This is a genomic window from Hymenobacter coalescens (assembly GCF_054783195.1).
In genome coordinates, this window is record NZ_BAAGRA010000025.1 from 12,240 (window position 1) to 33,962 (window position 21,723).

A 21,723-nucleotide genomic window follows, 5' to 3' on the forward strand; every position below is an offset into this window, starting at 1 on the left:
AAACCATTATTAAACCCTCTGGATAGCCGCCATTAAACGCTGACATGCGAAACGCCCGCTGCGGAATATCGGCAGGCGCCGTTGCGGGAGCCGATTTACACAACCTTATAAAGAGACAAACAAAAACGCCCGCCGCTGAATCCAGCGGCGGGCGTTTTGCTTGGGGGTGCAGTGGAGTCTTACTGGCCCAGCACCATCGCGAAAATCAGCGGGGCCACAATCGTGGCGTCCGATTCGATGATGTACTTCGGGGTGTCCTGGCCCAGCTTACCCCAGGTAATTTTCTCGTTGGGCACGGCGCCGGAGTACGAGCCGTAGGAAGTCGTTGAGTCCGAAATTTGGCAGAAGTAGCCCCACAGCGGCACGGAGGTGCGCTGCAGATCCTGGTGCAGCATGGGCACCACGCAGATGGGAAAGTCGCCGGCAATGCCGCCGCCGATCTGGAAGAAGCCCACTTTGCTTTCCTCCTGGGCGTTCTGGGTGTACCAGTCGGCCAGGTAGATCATGTATTCGATGCCGGTGCGCACGGTGTGCACGTTCTGGATGTCGCCCGAAATGACGTGGCCGGCGAAGATGTTGCCGAGCGTGGAGTCTTCCCAGCCCGGGCAGATGATGGGCAGGTTTTTCTCGGCGGCGGCCAGCATCCAGCTGTCCTTGGGGTCGATCTGGTAGTACTGCTCCAGCTCGCCCGACTTGAGGATCTGGTAGAAGAACTCGTGGGGGAAGTACCGCTCACCCTTCTTGTCGGCCTGCTCCCAGAACTTGAGCACCGAGTGCTCGAGGCGGCGCATGGCTTCCTCTTCGGGGATGCAGGTATCGGTGACGCGGTTCATGTGGCGCTCCAGCAGGGCCTGCTCGTCGGCGGGCGTCAGGTCGCGGTAGTTGGGCACGCGCTCGTAGAAGTCGTGGGCCACCAGGTTGAAGATATCTTCCTCCAGGTTGGCACCCGTGCAGCTGATGATTTGCACCTTGTCCTGGCGAATCAGCTCGGCCAGTTGGATGCCCATTTCGGCGGTGCTCATGGCACCCGCCAGCGTAATCATCATTTTGCCGCCTTCGGCGAGGTGCTTGTTGTAGCCTTCGGCCGCGTCAATGAGGGCGGCGGCGTTGAAGTGGCGGTAGTGGTGCTTGAGGAAGTTGGTTACGTTCATTGCGGGTTGGGTTGTACGGGTGTCTACGGGCTACTTGAACCGAAACACCGGCCCCTAACGCAGCCCCCACGGGCGTAGTTCACGGACCGATGCTGAATTTTCAGGCAGTACGCGCTACCCGCGCGTGGGCTCCTCGATGATGAGGTTGTGGTTGGTGTAGATGCAGATATCGGCCGCGATGTGCAGGGCTTCTTCCACCATCTGGCGGGCCGTCAGGTGCGGGGCGTGCTTCTTCAGGGCCAGGGCGGCGGCCTGAGCAAACATGGCGCCCGAGCCGATGGCGGCCACGTCGGAGTCGGGCTCCAGCACGTCGCCGGTGCCGGCAATGATGAGCAGCTCGTCCGCGTCGGCCACCACCATCATGGCTTCCAGCTTGCGCAGGTACTGGTCCTTGCGCCAGTCCTTGGCCAGCTCGATGGCGGCCCGCTTCAGGTTCTGGCCGAAGGCGCCGAGTTTTTCCTCGAAGCGCTCCAGCAGCGTGAAGGCATCGGCCGTGGAGCCGGCAAAGCCCGTCACCACCTTGCCGCCGTGCAGCTGCCGGATTTTGCGCACGTTGTTCTTGGCCACGTGCTTGTCCATGGTGGCCTGGCCATCGGCGCCCACGGCAATTTCGCCGTTGTGCCGGATGCCCAGGACCGTCGTCGAGCGGATTTTCGTCATAGTTCTTGGTCGAAGTAGTCGTTGTCGAGGCGTTTCAGTTGAATAGTGCTTTCAATACTTACCCCAACGCTGTAGTCAATCATCAGCTGAGCTAATTCGTTGCCATCAATTAGCACCAGGTTGAGATTTGCTGGCCGGTAAGCACGAGCTTCTGCTGAAAATCGGGACGTCGTAATAAATGCGCCTTTAGTCGCACCTTTTTCCAACAACGCCCCTGCAAAGGCTTGGATATCGGGTCGGCCAACCGTGTTGCCACTCTGCCAACGCTTGGCCTGGACATACAGCTTGTCGAACCCAAGCCGGTCGGCTTTGATAACTCCATCCAGACCTCCATCCCCACCGCGCTGAAAAGCTTCACCTGCCTCGGCGAAAGAGCCACCGTAACCCATGCGTACTAACAGGTCAACTACAAGCCTTTCGAAAGCTTGCCAAGGCAACTGCACCATGCGTTCAAGCAAGTCTTGCTTCAGCGCGGCGTCCCACTGATGGTAGGCACTGTTTAGCACGTCACGCGGGGAGGCCGTAACGGCAGCAGGAGTAGTAACGATGGTCCGGCCCGACGCTCCCCGATTGATTTCTTCTAGCTTTTCTCGAAAGCTGGGGAAACGCTGTCGCAGCAAAGCCAAGTTGATGGCTAGGGGGTTCTCGCTTAGCAATACGCGCCCGGGTTCCGTAATGCGCATATACCCACGCCGAGTGCTTTCCAACAAGCCCGCCATCTTCAGGTAAGAGCGGGCCCAACTAACTCGGTCTTTGAAAATCAAACCGCTGCCGCTTTCATATACAGCTTCTCTGTCGGCATCAGCCAAGTGAAGCTGTTCTGCTAAGTGTTGAGCGGAAGCCGAAAGCGTGTGTTCTTCGCCGTCTGTGGCCAGTTGCAACACGGGCAGCATCAGGGATTGGAAGTCGGGAATAGGCATTGGTGGCGCGAAGGTAGCCGATAAAATAAACTGCCCCCGCTCCTCTTGTCCTGCCCAGTGTTTGGTCTAAGTCAAACACCTTCTAGGAAGGAGGAACGGGGGCAGTTTATTGCTTATAATCAAATGAGCATGCGCATCGGGTCTTCCAGCAGGCCTTTCAGCGTTTGCAGGAAGGCAGCGCCGGTGGCGCCGTCCACCACGCGGTGGTCACAGGAAAGGGTCACTTTCATCACGTTGCCGATGACGATCTGGCCGTCCTTCACCACGGGCGTCTGCTTGATGCCGCCCACGGCCAGGATGCAGGCATCCGGCGGGTTGATGATGGCCGTGAACTCCTCGATGCCGAACATACCCAGGTTGGAGATGGTGAAGGTGCTCCCCTCCCACTCCGAAGGCTGCAGTTTCTTGCTCTTGGCCTTGCCAGCCAGCTCTTTCACCTCCGTGGCAATGGCCGAGAGGCCTTTGCCGTCGGCGTTGCGCACCACGGGCACCAGCAGTCCTTCGTCCACGGCTACGGCCACGCCGATGTTGACCACTTTGTTCTGGCGGATCTTGTCGCCGAGCCACGAGGAGTTGACGGCCGGGTGCTGCTTCAGTGCCACGGCGGCCGCCTTGATGACTAGGTCGTTGAACGACAGCTTCACCGGGGACAGCTCGTTCAGGCGCACGCGCGCTTCCATCGCCTTGTCCATGAAGATTTCCATGGTCAGGTAGAAGTGCGGGGCCGTGAACAGGCTCTCGGAGAGGCGGCGGGCAATGACCTTGCGCATCTGCGACACCGGCGTATCGGTGTAGGTGCCTTCGGCGGCCTGCGGGGCCGACGCAGCGGCCGGGGCTGCCTGAGCGGCCGGCGCGGCGGCCGGTTGCGGAGCAGCGGCGGGTTGAGCGGCCGGCGCGGCGGCCTGGGGCTGAGCGCCCGGCTGCACGTTCTCCAGGTCGCGCGACACGATGCGGCCGTTTTCGCCCGAGCCCTTCACGGCGCTCAGGTCGATGCCTTTGTCCTGGGCAATGCGCTTGGCCAGCGGCGACACGAACACGCGGCCCCCGGCGGTAGCTGTGGCGGGCGCGGCGGCCGGTGCGGTAGCAGCAGCAGTAGGCGCCGGGGCCGGAGCAGCCTCAGCGGCCGGTGCGGCTTCGGGGGCGGGCGCGGCGGCCGGCGCCGGTGCGGCACCACCCGACTGCCCGCCGATCAGGGCCTGTACATCGGCGCCTTCTTCGCCGATGATGGCCAGAATACCGTCGACGGGCACCGACTCACCGTCCTTCGGACCGATGTAGAGCAAGGTGCCGTCCTCGTAGTTTTCCAGCTCCATCGTGGCCTTGTCGGTTTCCACCTCGGCCAGCACGTCGCCGGATTTCACTTTGTCGCCAACCTTCTTGAGCCAGCTGGCAATGACGCCTTCCGTCATCGTGTCGCTCATCTTGGGCATGCGCACGACGGTGGCTTTCTTGCCGTTGCCGGCCGGGGCAGCCGGAGCTGCTGCGGGCGCGGGGGCCGGTGTAGCCGCTGCCGGGGCCGGGGCGGGAGCCGTAGGAGCAGCCGGAGCCGGTGCGGCCGGAGCTTCGGCAGGTGCCGGTGCCGGAGCCGGGGCAGCCGCAGGAGCGCCGCCGCCGCTCACCTGGCTCAGCAACCCGGAAATATCTTCGCCTTCTTTGCCGACGATGGCCAGTACGCCATCCACCGGCACCGATTCTTTCTCTTTCGGACCGATGTAGAGCAAGGTGCCGTCCTCGTAGTTTTCCAGCTCCATGGTGGCCTTATCGGTTTCCACTTCCGCGAGGATGTCGCCGGACTTTACCTTGTCGCCCACTTTTTTGAGCCACGCGGCGATGACGCCTTCCGTCATCGTGTCGCTCATTTTGGGCATTTTTATGATTTCGGCCATTGCTAGTCGTCAATTGAGTTCAGGGGGTCAAAAATAGACCGGATTTTTTCCGGCCGCAAACCCGATTTACCGCAAACGATTCCAGTGCGCTGCGGGTATTCTGCGCGGGAAAGTGCGCGCTTACTCTGCTAACTGTCTCCCGTCCGAAGAGTTGCCGTGACGGGCAAAGTATGCGCCGCCAAGCCTCTACACCAGGTGCCCGGTATCCATGTAGGTGCGCAGGCTGAACATGGAGCCTGTGTAGTGCACGCGGTACAGGCACAGGTTGCGGTGCTCGAAGTGGTCCATGCAGCTCAGCGGGTAGTTCAGCAGCTGACACAGCAGCACACGCATGGCCCGGCCGTGCATGCACACCAGCACGGTTTCTTCCTCGGGCCGGCCGCGCAGCACTTCCTCGATGAAGGGACGCTGACGGGCGGCCACTTCCTCCGGACTTTCGCCGCCGGGCAGGGCCAGGTGCGTCTCGCCGCGCTGCCAGGCCCGCAGCAGGCCATGGTACTCGATGTCTTCTTCGGGCGTAATGCGGGTGCCTTCGCGGTGGCCCCAGCTGATTTCGTCGAGGGCGCGGTGCCGCTCGTGGGGCAGGCCAGCGTCGAGAAACGGCTGAATGGACTGCTGGGTCCGCATCAGGGTGGAGATGTGCACGCGGTTGAACGGCACGCCTTGGTAGGCCGCGTGAAATTGGGCGGCCTGCTGGTGGCCCGTGTCGTTGAGAGGGGCATCGACACCGCTGCCCTGCACGATGCCGCGCACGTTGAAGTACGTCTGGCCGTGGCGAATGAGGTAGATTTTCTTGACCACGCGGGTTTGGGGCGTAGTTTTGCTGGATGGGGAGCCCAAAGTAGCACTTTAGCGCCCCCGGACCGTTTTTGCTGAACTGCCTTATGCTGCCTGCTTCCCCTACCCTGCCCACGGTGGCCGAACTCAACGCCTGGTCGCGCAATACGATGGGCGAACATCTGGGCATCGAAATTACCGCCGTGAGCGAGCGGGCCATTGAGGGCCGCATGCCCGTGGACCACCGCACGCACCAGCCGATGGGGCTGCTGCACGGCGGGGCATCGGTGGTGCTGGCCGAAACGCTGGGCAGCATCGGAGCAGTGCTGCAGGTAGACCGTACGCGCTACGCCTGCGTGGGGTTGGAAATCAACGCCAACCACATCAAGAGCGTGCGCTCGGGCTACGTCGTGGGCCGGGCCGAGGCCTTGCACCTGGGGCGCACCACCCAGATCTGGGAAATCCGCATCCGCCACGAGGAAACTGACGTGCTGGTGTGCGTCAGCCGCATTACCATGGCCGTCATTGAGCTGCCGGCCAAAAAGCTACCGGCGTGAGCGTAGCCGCCCAGCCTTCCGCGGAAACGGCTGCCACCGCCACGCTGCGGCGGCTGGTGGCCCTGGCCCTGCGCCACGAGGGCGCGGTGGCCCTGTGGCGCCTGCCGCACGCGCCGGCGCCCGTGCTGCTGCTAAGCCTGCGGCCGCTGCACCTCTCGGGCCTGCCGCCGTCGCTAGAGCCCGCGGCGCCGGCCGGCTTTGCCTTCTACCCCTTTCAGGACGGCGACACGGCCGAGGCCATGCTGCTGCCGGCCGACGTGGTGCTGGACTTTTCGGCCGGGCAGCAGCTTCGCCTCTCGCACGCCTTGCCGCCCGAGGCCGTGGCCGCCGTGCAGCGCGTCATCCACGAAACGGCCGAGCCCGAGCAGCTGGCCTGGCACGTGAGCCCGCAGCCCCTGCCCGCCACCGCCGACCGCGGCAGCTACGAAACCCTGGTAGCGCAGGGCGTGGCAGCCATCCGCACCGGGCAGATGACCAAAGTGGTATCGAGCCGGGCGGCGCGCCAGCCGCTGCCCCCGGGCTTCGACACCCTGCGCGCTTTCGACGCGTTGTGCCGGGAGCATCCGCGGGCGTTTGTGTCCCTGGTCAGCGCCCCGCAGGCGGGCACCTGGCTGGGCGCCACGCCCGAGGTGCTGGTAGAAACCGATGGCGCGGAGTTCCGGACCATGGCCCTGGCCGGCACCCAGCCGCTGACGCCCGACATCACCGCCAACTCGGCCATGTGGCGGCAGAAGGACATCGAGGAGCAGGCCCTGGTGGGGCGCTACATCGTGAGCTGCTTTAAGCAGCTGCGCATCCGCGACTACGACGAAACCGGTCCGCGCACCGTGCAGGCGGGCAACCTGCTGCACCTGCGCACGGAGTTTCGCGTGGACCTGAAACGCGTGACCTCGCCCACCTTCGCTACCGACATGCTCCGGCTGCTGCACCCGACTTCGGCCGTGGGCGGCATGCCCCGCGAGGCCGCCCTGGCCTTTCTGCAGCGCCACGAGGGCTACGACCGCACCTATTACAGCGGTTTCCTCGGCCCGGTGAACCTGCCGGCCCCGGGCACCTCGCGCCTGTTCGTGAACCTGCGCTGCATGCAGCTGCGCCCGACGGAAGCCATTCTGTACGCCGGCACGGGCCTCACCTCGGAATCGGAGCCGACGAAGGAGTGGCAGGAAACGGAAATGAAGCTGCGCACGGTCGGCTCGGTTCTCGACGCGTAACGGCAGAGCCGCCAAGCCGTTGTGAAATGGCAAGCCGAAGCCTCCGTCAGCATAAGTACCTCTGTCTCATTGAGCGTGCCGGCCCAACCACTAGCCCCGCCCGAAACCAGCACCTGCGGTTTCGGGCGGCTTCGTTTTCCTGCTTGCTGCCGGTTACGGTGCCGGTGCTGTCGGGAAGAAAAACTGGCTCGCGCCCTCCTGCAGAAGCTTCGCCCGCCCTGGCGGCCAGCGGACCGGCTTCGCGTGTCGTGGTGGGATACCTGCCGAGTGGTTATTCGTAAGAGGCCATAACCGGTCTGCGGTCTACCTTTGCCGCGCCCTATTCCGCTCCTGCCCTTGGCCACGCTTCAGCCCATCCACAACATCCCGGAAATCTGCGCCCGGCTCGGCATCACCGACGTGGTGCTGTCGCCCGGGTCGCGCTCGGCGCCGCTCACCATTGCCTTTGCCCGCCACCCCGAGCTGCGGGTGCGCGTGGTGCCCGATGAGCGGGCCGCCGCCTTTATCGGCCTGGGGCTGGCGCAGGCCCAGCGGCGGCCGGTGGCGCTGGTGTGCACTTCGGGCACGGCCGGGCTGAACTACGCCCCGGCGGTGGCCGAGGCGTTTTTTCAGCAGATTCCGCTGGTGGTGTTCACCGCCGACCGCCCGCCGGAGTGGATTGATCAGCTCGATGGGCAGACCATCCGCCAGCCCAACCTCTACGGCCGCCATGCCAAGGCCGCCTTTGAGCTGCCCGTGGACTTTACCCACGCCGATGCCCGCTGGCAGGCTACGCGTCTGGTGAACGAGGCCATCAACATCGCGCAGGCTTTCCCAGCCGGCCCGGTGCAGGTGAACGTGCCCCTGCGGGAGCCGTTTTACCCGAAGGCCGGCGAGGAAATCCAGTACGAACGGGTGCGCATCAGCCGGGAGGTGGCCGGCGCGCCGCAGCTGCCCACGGCCGAGCTGAACGTGCTGCGCCGGGAATTACAGCAAACCCCACGGACCCTTGTGGTGGCCGGCCAGCACGCCCACGACGAGGACCTGCTGCTGGCCCTGCGCCGCCTGAGCGCGGCGTACCAGCTGCCCGTGGTCGGCGACCTGATTGCCAACGTGCACCAGCCCGTCGGGCCCGACTTCGACGCGGCGCGCACCGCGCCGCTGGGCCGGCAGGACGTGTTTATGGTGGTGCCGGAAGCCGGCCTGCGCGAAGCGCTGCGTCCCGAACTGCTGATTACCTATGGTCAGTCGTTGATTTCGAAGGCGCTGAAAAACTACCTGCGCGAGTACCCCCCGAAACAGCACTGGCACATCCAGCCCGCCGGCGCGGTAGCCGATACGTTTCGTTCGCTCACGCGTATCATCCGCATGGAGCCGGCCGCGTTTTTCGAGGCGCTGCTGGCCGGCACGGCGGGCGAGCCGTCGAGGGCCTCGTTCTCCCGCCTGACCTGGCAGGAGCCCGGCGCGGCGCGCGGCGGGGCGGCCGCCCCCAAAGACGCCTTCACCACCCCGTGGCAGCGGGCCAACGGTTGGGCCACCGATTTTCTGGCGGAGTTTCTGGCCCAGCCGAAGCAGCCCTTCAACGAGTTTACGGCCATCTACCGCGCTCTGCGGCGGATGCCGGACGGCGCGGCCCTGCACCTGGCCAACAGCATGGCCGTGCGCTACGCCAACATCCTGGGCCTACCGGCCGGCAGCACCGCCGAAGTATTTGCCAACCGTGGCACCAGCGGCATCGACGGCTGCAACTCCACGGCCGTGGGCGCGGCCCTGGCCCAGCCCGAGCGGCCCGTGGTGCTGCTTACCGGCGACGTGGCTTTTTTCTACGACCGCAACGCCTTCTGGCACAACTACCCCACGCCCAACCTGCGCGTGGTGCTCATCAACAACCACGCGGGGGGCATTTTTCGGCTGATCGACGGACCGCGGCAGCAGCCGGAGCTGGCGGAGTATTTTGAAACGCGGCAGGCGCTAACGGCGGAGAATACCGCCCGCGACTTTGGGCTGCGCTACTTCACGGCCACCACTTTCGCCGAACTAGATAAGGTGCTGCCGGTTTTCTTTGCGCCTTCGTCGAAGGGCAACGCGGCCGTGCTGGAAATCACCACCGACTCGGCCACCAACGCCGCTTTCTTCGAGCAATACCGCGCCGCCGTGCGCACGTCTTTTTCCTCTTGAACAGCCTCTGCGTTCTATGCGAAACCCTCTGCGCCCTTGGCGGGCTAAACAATCGTAACCACGACTTTTAGCCTGCCGCAGGCGCAGAGGTTCACCGCAGAAGACGCAGAGCCCAACGACCCACCATATGTCCCAGCAAGTCACCTGGACGCCCATCAAGGAATTCAAGGAAATTCTGTTTTCCTTCCACGAGGGCATTGCCAAAATCTCCATCAACCGCCCGCAGGTTCACAACGCCTTCACCCCGCTCACGGTGCAGGAAATGATTGAGGCCATGCACATCTGCCGCGACCGGACCGACATCGGCGTCATCGTCCTCACCGGCGAGGGCGGCCGGGCCTTCTGCTCGGGCGGCGACCAGAGCGTGCGCGGCCACGGCGGCTACGTGGGCGAGGACACCATTCCGCGCCTGAACGTGCTCGACCTGCAGAAGCTCATCCGCTCCATTCCCAAGCCCGTGGTGGCCATGGTGGCCGGCTGGGCCATCGGCGGCGGCCACGTGCTGCACGTGGTGTGCGACCTGACCATCGCGGCCGACAACGCCCGCTTCGGCCAGACCGGCCCCAACGTGGGCTCCTTCGACGGAGGCTTCGGTGCCTCGTACCTGGCGCGCATCGTGGGGCAGAAAAAGGCCCGCGAAATATGGTACCTCTGCGACCAGTACGACGCGCAGGAAGCCCTGGACATGGGCCTCGTGAACAAAGTGGTGCCGCTGGAGCAGCTGGAGGAAACCACCCTGCAGTGGTGCCGCAAGATGCTGCAGAAAAGCCCGTTGGCGCTGCGCATGCTCAAGTCTTCGTTCAACGCGGAGCTGGACGGGCAGGCCGGCATTCAGGAGCTGGCCGGCAACGCCACGCTGCTCTACTACCTCTCCGAGGAAGCCAAAGAAGGCAAAAACGCCTTCCTGGAGAAGCGCCAGCCGGACTTCTCGAAGTACCCCAAGTTCCCGTAATGCCCGGCCGCGGCCGGTTTGGGCCCGCATCAGTGATGCGGGCCTTTTTTTGCCCGGTTACGGGCGCGTACCTTCACTAGCGGCCCTCATACGGGCCACCCCACCCGCATGAAAGCATTTGCGCTGCTTCCGCTGCTTACTGCCCTGGCCGCCCCGGCCCTGGCCCAAACCGCTCCCACCCCCGCCGCCCCGACCCGCGTGGTGGAGGCCTCCTGCGGGCAATGCCGCCTGGGCCTGCCCGGCAAGGGCTGCGACCTGGCCGTGCGCCTGGACGGCCGGGCCTACTTCGTCGATGGCACGTCCATTGATTCGCACGGCGACGCCCACGCCAAGGACGGGTTCTGCAACGCCATCCGGCGGGCCGAAGTACGCGGCCAGGTCGTCGACAACCGTTTCGTGGCCACGCACTTTCGCCTGCTGCCCGACTCAACGGCGACGGGCCGCTAAGCATGCTGCCCGCGACGCACGCCCTGCTGGCGCACCTGCAGCAACCGGCCGCCCAGCAGCACGACGCGGTGCGGCAGGCGCTGGTCAATGCCGTGCTGCTGGGCGGCAGCGCGGCCGATGCCCGGGCGCTGCTCGCGCAGTTCCTGCGCCACCCGTTTGACTACGCCCACGCGGCCCTGCTGCCCGTTTTTGAGCGGTACGGCGACGCGGCCCTGGCCGAAGCCGTTTGCGCCGTATGCTGCCCGGCCGGCGAACTGCTGGCCGACGCGCCGCCCGAAGTGCTGACCCTGGCGGCCCGCCTCGGGTACACCGCCGTGAAGCCGCTGCTGGTGCGCTACGCATTTGGCCCGGCCGACTATTACACGGCCAAACACGCCGCCCTGGGCCTGCTGCACCTGGATTGCCAGGACCTGGAGGCTAGCATCCGATCGGCCATCGAAGCCACGCTCGGCAAAAACGTCTTTCCGGAGTTTGTGCCGGCGCTGGTCAGCAAGCTTCCCGACCGCGCCGCGTGGCTGGCCCGGCTCTACGCTTCCGGCACAGAGTACTGCTCCACCGATTGCAACGCCGGCCTCCTGCTCGGCTTTTCGCTGTGCGGCCCCGAAGGGGAAGCGTATTTCAAGCAGGCGCTTTTCAGTCCGGCCTGGGAAGCGCATTCCAGCGGCACCGGCACACGCTGGTTCGCTTACCAGGGCCTGCGTAACCTGGGGCTGACGCTGCAGGGCCTGTACGCCGAGCTGCGGCCGTTGTCGGCCAGCCCGGCCAGCCTGCAGTACCCCCTGGCCGTGCTGCTGGAGCTACTGGCGCTCAAGGTGAACCCGGCCGGGTACTACACCGAAGCCGCCGAGCCGTTCGGGGAGCTGTACCCGGCGCTGTTCGGCCAGGCCAGCGACGGCTCCGACGACACCCTGCTGGAGCTGGCGGCGCTGGTGGGCCGCGAAGACGATGCCCGGCACCTGGAGGCGCTGATGGCGCTGGGCCTGAACCAGGAAGTGCTGCGGCAAAACCACCCGCGCTGATTTGTACGCTCTCTAGACGGAGTTGCTTACACGCCCGCTGCTGAGCGGGCTGGATAGGTTGAGCGCGGCCCTGCCCGTACCCTGCTGCTCATCCGACAGCGCCCCTATTTATCCTACCACGTTAACAATCAACCTCTAACCACCCGTTTGTGTGATTGTGCCGGGTTTGTGCTTCGCCCACCTTTGCGTTGTCGCTTCCCTTGGCCTTTCTCCTATGCAAATTCCTCCCTACGACCGCGTCACCGAGTTTCTGGAGCTTTTTGGTGGCCCCATTGCCCTGGTAAGTGCCGTGGCTTTCAGCAATGGGGTAGCCTACCGCTGGCGGGCCGAGCGCAGCTGGCAGACGCGCAAGCACGTGGTGCCGGTGCTGTACTGGGGGCCGCTGTTTCTGATGACCTGCATGGTGATGCACTGCCTGCGCAACGCGTACGACTCGTATACTTTCATTTCCGCGGGCAAGGCTTCATTCAGCTTCTACCATTATTCACTGCAGCTGTTCGGGGTCTTTTTGTTCTACCAAGCGTACCTGTTGCTGCAGGAGTGCCGCCGCTACGTGCAGGGCGAGCAGCGCCTCCGGCCGCGCCTGTACGGGCATGTGCTGCTGATACTGGCCAGCACCCTGCCGACGTGGGTGTTCACGCCCATCGGGCTGGTGCCCGCCGTCGTGCTTACCATCACCCTGAGCGTGTCGTTGCTGGTTCACCGTTCCGCCCGCAGCGTCGCCTCAACTAACTGCTTGGCGGAAGCGCGCAGGCTGGCCACCGAACCGGTGCTGGCGGAAGCCGTGTAAGCCGCCCGGCGCTGGGCCGGCCCTGATGCCCCAGCTTCCGGCCGCGCTACCGGGCAGGCCGAATTTTATCTCTTGATTTTCTACCCAACAAGCCCTGCCGTGCGGTAGGGCTTGTTGCATAACGGCCCTGTATAAGCCTGGGTGGCCTTATTCAAAATGGCATTGCCAAAATCTCAAAACAGGACAGCATTCTTTATGGACAATTCCGCATTATCAGTACTTTACCCCTACCAAAACCAAACACCTAACCACCGTTCTGCTCATGAAAAAAAATCTACTCCTTTGGGTAGGGCTGCTTGGCCTGTCCCCTACGCTCAGGGCCCAAACAGCCCCGCAGGCTATTGTGGCAACGGCCACGCCCTACGCGGCCGCCTTCGCCGAGGCCTACCAGCGCTACCCGGTTATTCCGCGCGGCATGCTGGAAGCGGTGGCCCACACCCAAACCCACATGCGCCACATTTCGGCCGAGGAACCAGCCAGCTGCACGGGCATGCCGCTGCCGGCGGGCGTGATGGGCCTGTTTGCCGACGGCAAGGGCTACTTCCGCGAGAACCTGCGCACGGTAGCCCAGCTGGCCGATGCCAGCGAGGAGCGCATCAAGGCTGACCCGCGCACCAACATTCTGGCCTACGCCGCCGCTTATGCCCGGCTGGCCGCTGAGCGTCAGCTCAAGGCCAACCTCCCCGCCGAGCACCTGCCGGTGCTCCTGGCCCTGAGCGAGCTGCCGCTCAGCAAGGATGCCGTGGGCTCCTTCGCCCTCGATTCGCACCTCTACAGCGTGCTGTCGTTTCTGGCGAAAGCCGAAAACCAGCAGCGCTACGGCTTTCCCGACCACCGCCTCGACCTGCCGGGCATCTTCGGGGCCAACTACCGGGTGCTGAGCGCCGGCACGGCGCAGGTATCGGAGCACAAGGTGGAAGCCAACGGGCAGGCTTTCGACCCCAGCGGCTCGACGTACGCCGTGGTGGCCTCCACCAACTACGGCCCGGCCATTACGGACCTGACGACCTGCAACTACAGCTCGCGCAACGGCGTGGCCGCGACGCACTACGCCGTGCACACGGTGCAAGGCACCTACGCGGGCTGCATTTCGTGGTTTAAGAACTGTTCGGCCCAGGCCTCGGCGCACTACGTCATCCGCAGCAGCGACGGACAGGTGACGCAGATGGTCACGGAAGCCAACAAGGCCTGGCACGTGGGCTCCGAAAACCCTTACACCATCGGCACCGAGCACGAGGGCTACGTGAACGACGCGTCGTGGTACACCGCGGCCATGTACAACAGCTCGGCCGCGCTGGCACGCGACATCGTGGGCAGCGGCTACGGCATCAGCGGGCTGCGTACCTTCTACGGCGCGGCCACCACGGGCACGCTGAGCACGGGCGCCTGCGTCAAAATCAAGGGGCACCAGCATTACCCCAACCAGACGCACACCGATCCGGGCGTGAACTGGGACTGGGAACGATTTTACAAGCTAGTGAACAACGCGCCGACGGTCACCACGCTCACAGCCGCTTCGGGCACCGTGTACGACTCGGGCGGCAGCGCCGGCAACTACGGCGACGACGTGCGCCAGTGCCAGCTCATAGCGCCCACCGGCGCCACCAGCGTCAGCCTGACCTTCAACAGCTTCGACCTGGAAAGCGGCTACGACCACCTGTTGGTGTACAACGGGGCCAACAACCAGGCGCCGCTGATCGGCAAATTCTCGGGCACCACGAACCCCGGCACCATCAAGGCTACGTCGGGCAAGGTGTTTCTGGAGCTGCGCAGCGACTGCGCCACCACGCGCCCGGGCTTCTCGGCCAGCTGGACCTCCTCGGGGGGCACCACCACCAGCTGCCCCACCGACAGCTACGAAGCCAACGAGACGCTGAGCGCCAGCAAGGCCCTCGGCGTGAACGTGAACAACCTGGCCTACGTGTGCCCGGCGGCCGACGTGGATTGGTACTCGTTTACGAGCAGCAGCACCAACAACAACATCAAGGTGACGCTCAGCACCCTGCCCGCCGACTACGAGCTGGAGCTGTATAACGCCAGCGGCACGCTGCTGTATTCCTCCACTTCGTCGGGCACCAACCCCGAAACCATTACCTACAACGGCGCGCCAGCGGCTACTTACTACGTGCGCGTGTACGGCTACAACGGCGCCACCAGCAACACCACGGCCTATACCCTGCGCGTCTCGACGCAGAGCGTGGCCTGGCGAAGCGCGGGCACGGCGGCCGGCGTGCTGAGCGAGCAAACGCCCGAGCAGCCCGTGGTGCGCATCACCAACCCCGTGGAGCCCGGGGCCAAAGCCTGGCTAACGGTGAGCGACTACGACGGCCCGGCCGAGCTGCTGCTGCGTGACTTCCGCGGCCAGCCCGTGGGCACCGGCACCCACGCCAGCATCACGGCCAACCAGCCGCTGGGCTACCTGCTGCCGGCCAACCTGCGCCCGGGCGTGTACGTGGTAACCGTGCAGCTGCGCACCCACGTGGAGTACGTGAAGCTGCTGGTACAGTAAGCGCTACTGCCGCCACTGCCCCGAAAACGGCCCGGTTCGCCTCGCGCGGTCCGGGCCGTTTTTTGCTACGCTTCGTCCAATACAAGCCGCCCCGGCTTAAGCAGAAAAGGCCGCGGCCGCTTGCGCGACCCAGCCGATTTGCCGAAGTTGAGGACCTTGTGTTGCCTCTGTAAGCCCCACTCCCAGATGATGCGCTACCCTTGTCTGCTACTGCTGCTGGCCCTGCTGACCTCGGGCACCGTGCGCGGCCAAGGCGCCAAAGCCGCCTGCGCCTGTCCCCCCAACGAGTTTGCCGGCACCGTCGCCGATACGGCTTTCCACCTTGCCAGCGGCCGTACGCTGGTGCTCTGCGGCTACCGCAACGAGGACAGCCGGCCGGCCAGCTTTTCGGAGTTTGTGCTGGCCGCCTGCGGGCAGCAGCGCATCGTGGGCTTTTGGGGCTCGTTGCTGACGTGCCGCCTCGCCGTAGCCGGCGACACCTTGCTGGTGCAGCAGCTGGAGCGCCTGCCAACCGGCCCCAACTTCGACTTTCGGGAAACGGTGTGGGCCACCGAGCGGGTGTACTTCGTCGGCGATAAAGCCGTGCGGACCTTTGCCGTGAACCGGCAGCTCCCCAGGTACAGTCGCCAACAGATACGGGCCGCCACCACTGCCTACGAAACCGCCCCGAAAGGGCCGGGCAAGATGGAGCTGGCCCACACGCTGTTTCTGGCGACGATATCCGGCAGCTCGGCGGCCCGGCAATACTTCACCGCGTTCAAGACCCGCTTCGGCGTGCTCGACGGACACGACAAGGAGGAATACCAGAAATTAGCGGCCATGCTGGCGCTCTGGGACCGAAGCCCTGCGTCGGCGGCGCGTTAAATCAGCCCTATTTAGCGTCAGCCGCTTCGGCGGCTACTCCTCACCCCCTTTTACCGTGGCTACGTCCGAGTTGGCCTGGCAGCGCCCCGTAGTTTTTGCGTATCACGCATAGCCCGGCGAGCCAGCCGCGTCCGGGCTCCCGGACGCATGACGCCTATTCGCCTCACCCAGCTTCTTCACCTGACGCAGTACGTGCTGCAAACCCTGCTCATGGGCGCGCTGGTGCTATGGATCGGCGGCGGAATCCCCAGCGGAAGCAGCGGCGCGGCGCCCTCGCTTGGGCCGTTCGCGCTGCTGGCCTTCCTGCTGATTTTGATGGTGGGGAGCAGCCTGTACACCCTCTCGCGCTACCTGCGGCCCGATCTGCGCCGGCCCATCCGCGAAAACCGGCGCGTATACCGCGGCCGGCAGCTGCTGCACAACAGCCTGCTGGGGCTGCTGAGCCTGCCGCCGCTGTTGCTGTACGAAGTCAGCGGCGACCCGCGCCACCTGTTTTACTACGGCCTGATGGGCTGGGGGCTGGCCCTGCTCACCTGGCCCACCCAGCGCCGCTACCAGCGCTGGTTGCTCTCGGCGGAAGGCCGGCGGCGCTAGAAGATGCAGCCGTAGCCCTCGAAGCCGGCGTACCAGGCGTAGAATTCGCGCTTGGCCTGGGTTTCCTCTTCGCTTTCCGCCGCGTCCTGGATCTGCGGCGGGACCGGATACGGCTGCGACGTGGCCGCCCCCGGGTTCTGAGGCGGCGTGGTGGCCGGTGCCGGGACCGGATTGACGGCTGACAACGGACCACCGGCGGGGCGTGGGAACGTGTTCATGGCAGCGAGCTAACTAGGTGGCACAACCGTTATAAGATACGAAAATTCAAATCGTCCGAATTCGGCAGAGCTGTTTTCGAGGGCCGCAACGCCACCAGCCTCCAAGCCTGCCAGGGCGGTGTTGCTGATGCTCCTTTGGCTGGCGCATCCTTTCTTTGGCCTTGGCGGTATCTGACTACCGTTTTCGCTTCTACATCCCGCGCATGCCCGCTACCACCGCCCCCGACTCGCTGCTGCTCAACGGCCGCCGCTACGCTTACGCCGACATTCAACAATACCCCGGCCACGCCGGCGGCGACATCAACGGCTACGAGGCCCGCGTGCTGGCCTTCTGCCGGCAGTGGCTCAACGGCGTGCAGGAGTTTGTGCTGACGACCTCCGGCTCGACGGGCCCCGCGCAGCCCATCACGCTGCGCCGCAGCCAGCTGGTGGCCAGTGCCCAGCGCACCATGAATCACCTCGGTCTGGGCGTGGGCCAGCACATGCTGGTGTGCCTGAACTGCGAGTTTATCGGGGGCCTGATGATGCTGGTGCGCGCGTTTGAGTACGGCCTGCACCTGACCATCACCGAGCCCGTCAGCGACCCGTTTGCGCTGCTGCCGCCCGAAGCGGAATTTGATTTCGCCTCCTTCGTGCCGCTGCAGCTGCGCACGGTGCTGGCCCACGGCCACGCTCCGCGGCTGGAGCGCCTGCAGGCCATCCTGATCGGCGGCGCGGCGGTGGATTACTCGCTCACCCAACTGAGCGGGGCGCTGCAGGTGCCGCTGTACCACACCTACGGCATGACGGAAACCTGCTCGCACATCGCCCTGCGCCGCCTCAACGGACCCGAAGCCTCGGCCTACTACCGCGTGCTGCCCGGCCTGCACGTGGAGCAGGATGCGCGCGGCTGCCTGGCCGTTCGCGGCGACGTGACCAACCAGGAGCTGATTCAAACCAACGACCTGGTGCGTTTCGACGAACACGACCACCACCGGTTCGAGTGGCTGGGCCGGGTCGATTTCGTCATCAACTCCGGCGGCGTGAAGGTGGCCGCCGAAAAGGTGGAACAGGTGCTGGAAGTGGCGCTGGCCGAGCTGGGCCACGCGGGTCGCCGCGCCTTCGTGACGGGCCAGCCCGACGAACGGCTGGGCCAGCAGGTGACGGCCATCGTGGAGGGCGCGCCGCTGAGCGCCGCCGACTGGGACGCGGTGCTGGCGCTGCTGCGCGAGCGGCTGGGCCGCTACGAGCTGCCCCGCGCCGTGCACTACGCCGACCAGTTCGGCCAGACGGCCAGCGGCAAGCTGGACCGCCGCCGCACGCTGGCCGCGCTGGGCCTGTAGCGCCGCCGACCTGGCCAGTGCGGCCGGCCCCGATTGCGAATCGCGTGCGAATGCGTTGCTTTGCAGCCACGACTCCACCCGTCTATTTCGTTTTTTGATGAAACATACCTTGTTGCGCCCCGCGGCCTGGCTGCTGGGCCTGGGCCTGGCGGGCTGCGCCGGTGCCGCTGCTACCACTTCCCCCGCTACCACCGACGCCGTGGGCGCCGCCACGGCCACGGCCGTCGCCGAGTCAGCCGCTTCTATCGCGCAGCCAGCGGCTGACGCCCCCTTGGTGCGCCCCGCGGCCGCTGAACCCTTCCAGACCGTGACGGAGCAGTTTGCCGACCTGCGCATCCTGCGCTACCAGGTGCCGGGCTTCGAAACGCTGGAGCCCAAGCAGAAAGAGCTGCTCTACTACCTCTACGAGGCTGCCCTGGCCGGCCGCGACATCACCTACGACCAGAACTACCGCCACAACCTGCGCGTGCGCCGCACGCTGGAGGCCCTCTGGCCGCTGAACCAGCAACGCATGGCGGCCACCTCCAATACCCAGCAGGTGGAGCAGGCCCAGAAGTTCAACGTGTACGCCAAGCGCGTGTGGTTCTCCAACGGCGTGCACCACCACTACAGCACCCGCAAGTTCGTGCCGGACTGCTCGCGCGAGTATTTCGCTGAGCTGGTGCGCGCCGCCGACCGCAGCACCCTGCCGCTGCTCGGGGGCGAGTCGGTGGAGAAATTCCTGGCCACCATCACCCCCATCATCTTCGACCCGACGCTGGACGCGAAGCGCGTCAACCAGGAAGCCGGGCAGGATCTGGTGGCCACCTCGGCCAACAACTTCTACCAGGGCCTGACGCAGAAGGAAGTGGAGGCGTTCTACGCCAAGAAAATCGACAAGAAAGACCCGCGCCCCGTCTCCTACGGGCTGAACTCGCGCCTGGTGAAGGACAAGTCGGGCAAGGTGGTGGAGCAGCCCTGGAAAGTGGGCGGGCTCTACGGCGAGGCCATCACGCAGATTGCCTACTGGCTGGGCAAGGCCGCCGACGTGGCCGAAAACCCCGAGCAGAAGCTGGCCCTGCAGAAGCTGGTGCAGTTCTACACCACCGGCGACCTGAAAACCTGGGACGAGTACAACATCGCCTGGGTGCGCGACACCAAGTCGCGTACCGATGTGGTCAACGGCTTTATCGAAGTGTACGGCGACCCGCTGGGCTACCGCGCCACCTACGAGGCGGTGGTTTCCTTCAAGGACCTGGAGGCCACCAAGCGCATCAAGGCCATCGGCGACCAGGCGCAGTGGTTTGAGGACAACGCGCCCATCAAGCCTGAACACCGGAAAAAGAACGTGGTGGGCATCACGGCCAAGGTCATTACCACGGTGGTGGAGTCGGGCGATGCCGCCCCCTCGACGCCTATCGGCATCAACCTGCCCAACGCCAACTGGATTCGCAAGGAGCACGGCTCGAAGTCGGTGAACCTGGGCAACATCGTGGAAGCGTACGACCAGGCTTCGGCCGGCGGCATGCTCGACGAGTTCACGCTGACCGACGCCGAACGGCAGCGCGCCCGGCAGTTCGGCTCGCTCGCGGGCAAGCTGCACACCGACATGCACGAGGTCATCGGCCACGCCTCGGGGCAGATCAACCCCGGCGTGGGCACCCCCAAGGAGACGCTCAAGAGCTACGCCTCGGCCATCGAGGAAGGCCGCGCCGACCTGGTGGCCCTCTACTACCTGATGGACCCCAAGCTGGTGGAGATGGGCGTGGTGCCGAGCCTGGAAGTGGGCAAGGCCGAGTACGACAGCTACATCCGCAACGGCCTGATGACCCAGCTGGTGCGCCTGCCCCTGGGCGAAACGGTGGAAGAATCGCACATGCGCAACCGCCAGATGGTGGCCAAGTGGGCGTACGAAAAGGGCCAGAAGGACAAGGTTATCGAGAAGGTGACCCAAAACGGCAAGACGTACTTCCGCGTCAACGACTACCAGAAGCTGCGCGGGCTGTTCGGGCAGCTGCTGCGCGAAACCCAGCGCGTGACGAGCGAAGGCGACTACAACGGGGCCAAGAACCTCATCGAAAACTACGGCGTGAAGGTGGACCCGGTGCTGCACAAGGAAGTGCTGCAGCGCTACCAGAAGCTTAACATCGCGCCCTACGCCGGTTTCATTCAGCCGCGCCTCGTGCCGGTGGAACAGGACGGCAAGGTGGTGGACGTGAAGCTGGAATACCCTTCGGACTTCGCCCAGCAGATGCTCGACTACGGCCGCAAGTACTCCTACCTGCCGCACGTGAACTAACTATTTTGCACTTTTTGAGGTAAAAAGGCCGGCAGCACCTTCGGATGCTGCCGGCCTTTTTGCTTTCTTCGTGTTCCCCTCTCCCTTAGCGTTTATGAAGCACCTCTTCCCTTCCCTGTTTCTGCTGCTGGCCCTGGGCCTGAGCTCTTCGGCCGTGCACGCCCAGTCGGGCACCCGCAACCTGGCCGCGCCACCCCCCGAGGCCGTCCGCTACGAGTACTGCGAGGTGCGCATCGTGGGCAAAGACGTGTACGCCGACTTCGGCTACGGCGCTGAGAAGCTGGGCGGCCCGGAGCTGTCGAAGGTGGAAGTAGGTAAACTGCAGGTATTTGCCACCCCCATTACAGCCCTGAATTACATGGGCAACCTGGGCTGGGAGGTGATTCAGGTGGTGCCCGCCGGCTCCTCCGGCAACATCGACCGGGCCGGCCCCAACGGCAACCGCTACTACGTGCTGCGGCGCCCGCGCTCCTCCACGGGCGTAAACGTGACGCGCTAACCTTCCCGATTTCGTAAAAACCACCGGCGCCCGCCGCAGCTCAGCAGCTGCGGCGGGCGCCGGTGGTTTAGGGCTGGGCCCCGGCTGGGCGCGGGGCGTAGTCGCGGCGGTGCAGGCCCTGCTGCGAGAACAGCCGCTGGCGGCCGCGCACGACTTTGTACAGGTCGCCGAGAAACAGCTTCACGCGGCCGTAGAAGATGGCTCCGCTGATGTCGTCTTCGAGCTTGTCTGCGGTGAGCAGGGCCTGCCGGTAGCCCACGCCGGCGCCCAGCCCGATCCAGCGGAACACGCGCATGTGCCCGCCAATGGTGGGCTCGATGAGCCAGATGTGCTGGCGGGGCGTGCGGTACACGGTGCCGTCGGGGTACTGGTAGCGCAGGTAGTAGCGGCCCAGCCCGGCCTGCACCGGCGTGCTGAGCTCCCAGCGCGGGTTGCCGATGAGCACATACTCGCCGTAAAGCGCGGCGTAGCGGAAGCGCACCTCGTCGCGGGCGCCGGGCGGCACGAAGCTGGGAAACGGGGCCGAGGTGGGCAGCCCGTTGCTGAGGAAGTACAGCCCCACCCCGGTACGCAGGCGGCCGCGCCACTCCACGCCCAGCTTCAGGCCGTTGATGCCCACCAGCTGGCTTTGCAGCAGCGAAAAGCGCTGATCGAACTGAAACACCACGCGGCGGTGCGCCTGCCGCACCCGACTGCTGTCGGGCGGCAGCGCGGCGGCCGCGGCGGGCAGGACCAGGCCGAGCAGGACCGGCGGCAGGGCTTTCTGGACAAATCCTCTCACGCGGCAAAGCTACGCGCCGGTGCGGAGTTGGTTGTGCTCCGGCCCTTGGCGGCGCCCGCGCCGTCGTTTCGCCCGCCCGGCTTTTCGGTTCACCCCCGCGGCCCGACGTTTCGCCCTGCTTGGGGTTCGGT

The 21,723-nt window shown here is 65.3% G+C and carries 20 protein-coding genes; 13 read left to right on the forward strand and 7 right to left on the reverse strand.

What is annotated here, in order from left to right:
* Nucleotides 1-179 precede the first annotated feature (179 nt).
* The 5 genes from ACYVKQ_RS21305 to ACYVKQ_RS21325 form a co-directional block, all read right to left on the reverse strand.
* Nucleotides 180-1,151: a deoxyhypusine synthase family protein gene (locus ACYVKQ_RS21305; protein WP_460677387.1), complete on the reverse strand. Its 972-nt coding sequence runs from the start codon at nucleotides 1,149-1,151 to the stop codon at nucleotides 180-182.
* A 114-nt stretch (nucleotides 1,152-1,265) separates the two neighbouring features.
* Nucleotides 1,266-1,811: an ATP-dependent protease subunit HslV gene (gene hslV / locus ACYVKQ_RS21310; RefSeq protein WP_460677388.1), complete on the reverse strand. Its 546-nt coding sequence runs from the start codon at nucleotides 1,809-1,811 to the stop codon at nucleotides 1,266-1,268.
* Nucleotides 1,808-2,731, reverse strand: coding sequence for a restriction endonuclease (locus ACYVKQ_RS21315; RefSeq protein ID WP_460677389.1), 924 nt, complete (start codon nucleotides 2,729-2,731; stop codon nucleotides 1,808-1,810). Before ACYVKQ_RS21315 ends, hslV begins: the two co-directional genes overlap by 4 nt.
* A 119-nt stretch (nucleotides 2,732-2,850) precedes the next feature.
* Nucleotides 2,851-4,617 (reverse strand): pyruvate dehydrogenase complex dihydrolipoamide acetyltransferase, encoded by a 1,767-nt coding sequence (locus ACYVKQ_RS21320; protein WP_460677390.1) that lies wholly within the window; start codon nucleotides 4,615-4,617, stop codon nucleotides 2,851-2,853.
* A gap of 186 nt (nucleotides 4,618-4,803) precedes the next feature.
* On the reverse strand, nucleotides 4,804-5,457 hold the full coding sequence (locus tag ACYVKQ_RS21325) for a histidine phosphatase family protein (RefSeq protein ID WP_460677391.1): 654 nt from the start codon (nucleotides 5,455-5,457) through the stop codon (nucleotides 4,804-4,806).
* 44 nt (nucleotides 5,458-5,501) lie between these two features.
* On the opposite strand from ACYVKQ_RS21325, the gene ACYVKQ_RS21330 reads away from it, so the two are divergent.
* From ACYVKQ_RS21330 to ACYVKQ_RS21375, 10 genes are all read left to right on the forward strand, one after another.
* The gene (locus ACYVKQ_RS21330; RefSeq protein WP_460677392.1) at nucleotides 5,502-5,951 is read left to right on the forward strand and encodes a hotdog fold thioesterase; all 450 of its coding nucleotides are present in this window, start codon (nucleotides 5,502-5,504) and stop codon (nucleotides 5,949-5,951) included.
* On the forward strand, nucleotides 5,948-7,162 hold the full coding sequence (locus tag ACYVKQ_RS21335; protein ID WP_460677393.1) for a chorismate-binding protein: 1,215 nt from the start codon (nucleotides 5,948-5,950) through the stop codon (nucleotides 7,160-7,162). The genes ACYVKQ_RS21330 and ACYVKQ_RS21335 overlap by 4 nt, the downstream gene beginning before the upstream one ends.
* A gap of 336 nt (nucleotides 7,163-7,498) precedes the next feature.
* Entirely contained in the window at nucleotides 7,499-9,319 is a 1,821-nt protein-coding gene (menD, locus tag ACYVKQ_RS21340; protein ID WP_460677394.1) for a 2-succinyl-5-enolpyruvyl-6-hydroxy-3-cyclohexene-1-carboxylic-acid synthase, read from the forward strand.
* Nucleotides 9,320-9,446: 127 nt separating this feature from the next.
* A complete protein-coding gene (menB, locus tag ACYVKQ_RS21345; RefSeq protein ID WP_460677395.1) occupies nucleotides 9,447-10,271 on the forward strand; it encodes a 1,4-dihydroxy-2-naphthoyl-CoA synthase in 825 nt (274 codons plus the stop codon).
* Nucleotides 10,272-10,379: 108 nt separating this feature from the next.
* Nucleotides 10,380-10,718: a DUF6370 family protein gene (locus ACYVKQ_RS21350; protein WP_460677396.1), complete on the forward strand. Its 339-nt coding sequence runs from the start codon at nucleotides 10,380-10,382 to the stop codon at nucleotides 10,716-10,718.
* Between the two features lie 2 nt (nucleotides 10,719-10,720).
* On the forward strand, nucleotides 10,721-11,737 hold the full coding sequence (locus ACYVKQ_RS21355; protein ID WP_460677397.1) for a hypothetical protein: 1,017 nt from the start codon (nucleotides 10,721-10,723) through the stop codon (nucleotides 11,735-11,737).
* A gap of 214 nt (nucleotides 11,738-11,951) precedes the next feature.
* Entirely contained in the window at nucleotides 11,952-12,527 is a 576-nt protein-coding gene (locus ACYVKQ_RS21360; protein ID WP_460677398.1) for a hypothetical protein, read from the forward strand.
* A gap of 262 nt (nucleotides 12,528-12,789) precedes the next feature.
* The gene (locus tag ACYVKQ_RS21365; RefSeq protein WP_460677399.1) at nucleotides 12,790-15,036 is read left to right on the forward strand and encodes an N-acetylmuramoyl-L-alanine amidase; all 2,247 of its coding nucleotides are present in this window, start codon (nucleotides 12,790-12,792) and stop codon (nucleotides 15,034-15,036) included.
* 186 nt (nucleotides 15,037-15,222) lie between these two features.
* A complete protein-coding gene (locus ACYVKQ_RS21370) occupies nucleotides 15,223-15,900 on the forward strand; it encodes a hypothetical protein (protein ID WP_460677400.1) in 678 nt (225 codons plus the stop codon).
* Nucleotides 15,901-16,047: 147 nt separating this feature from the next.
* Nucleotides 16,048-16,494 carry a hypothetical protein gene (locus ACYVKQ_RS21375; RefSeq protein WP_460677401.1) on the forward strand — a complete coding sequence of 149 codons (447 nt, stop codon included), beginning with the start codon at nucleotides 16,048-16,050 and terminating at the stop codon, nucleotides 16,492-16,494.
* On the opposite strand, the gene ACYVKQ_RS21380 is transcribed toward ACYVKQ_RS21375, so the two are convergent.
* The gene (locus ACYVKQ_RS21380) at nucleotides 16,491-16,712 is read right to left on the reverse strand and encodes a hypothetical protein (RefSeq protein WP_460677402.1); all 222 of its coding nucleotides are present in this window, start codon (nucleotides 16,710-16,712) and stop codon (nucleotides 16,491-16,493) included. The two genes, ACYVKQ_RS21375 and ACYVKQ_RS21380, sit on opposite strands and share 4 nt — an antisense overlap.
* A 203-nt stretch (nucleotides 16,713-16,915) precedes the next feature.
* On the opposite strand from ACYVKQ_RS21380, the gene ACYVKQ_RS21385 reads away from it, so the two are divergent.
* From ACYVKQ_RS21385 to ACYVKQ_RS21395, 3 genes are all read left to right on the forward strand, one after another.
* Nucleotides 16,916-18,034 (forward strand): AMP-binding protein, encoded by a 1,119-nt coding sequence (locus tag ACYVKQ_RS21385; protein WP_460677403.1) that lies wholly within the window; start codon nucleotides 16,916-16,918, stop codon nucleotides 18,032-18,034.
* Nucleotides 18,035-18,131: 97 nt separating this feature from the next.
* A complete protein-coding gene (locus tag ACYVKQ_RS21390; protein ID WP_460677404.1) occupies nucleotides 18,132-20,312 on the forward strand; it encodes a dipeptidyl-peptidase 3 family protein in 2,181 nt (726 codons plus the stop codon).
* Nucleotides 20,313-20,406: 94 nt separating this feature from the next.
* On the forward strand, nucleotides 20,407-20,811 hold the full coding sequence (locus ACYVKQ_RS21395) for a hypothetical protein (protein ID WP_460677405.1): 405 nt from the start codon (nucleotides 20,407-20,409) through the stop codon (nucleotides 20,809-20,811).
* A gap of 67 nt (nucleotides 20,812-20,878) precedes the next feature.
* Here the strand turns inward: ACYVKQ_RS21395 and ACYVKQ_RS21400 are convergent, their stop codons facing one another.
* On the reverse strand, nucleotides 20,879-21,592 hold the full coding sequence (locus ACYVKQ_RS21400; RefSeq protein WP_460677406.1) for a hypothetical protein: 714 nt from the start codon (nucleotides 21,590-21,592) through the stop codon (nucleotides 20,879-20,881).
* Nucleotides 21,593-21,723: the final 131 nt, after the last annotated feature.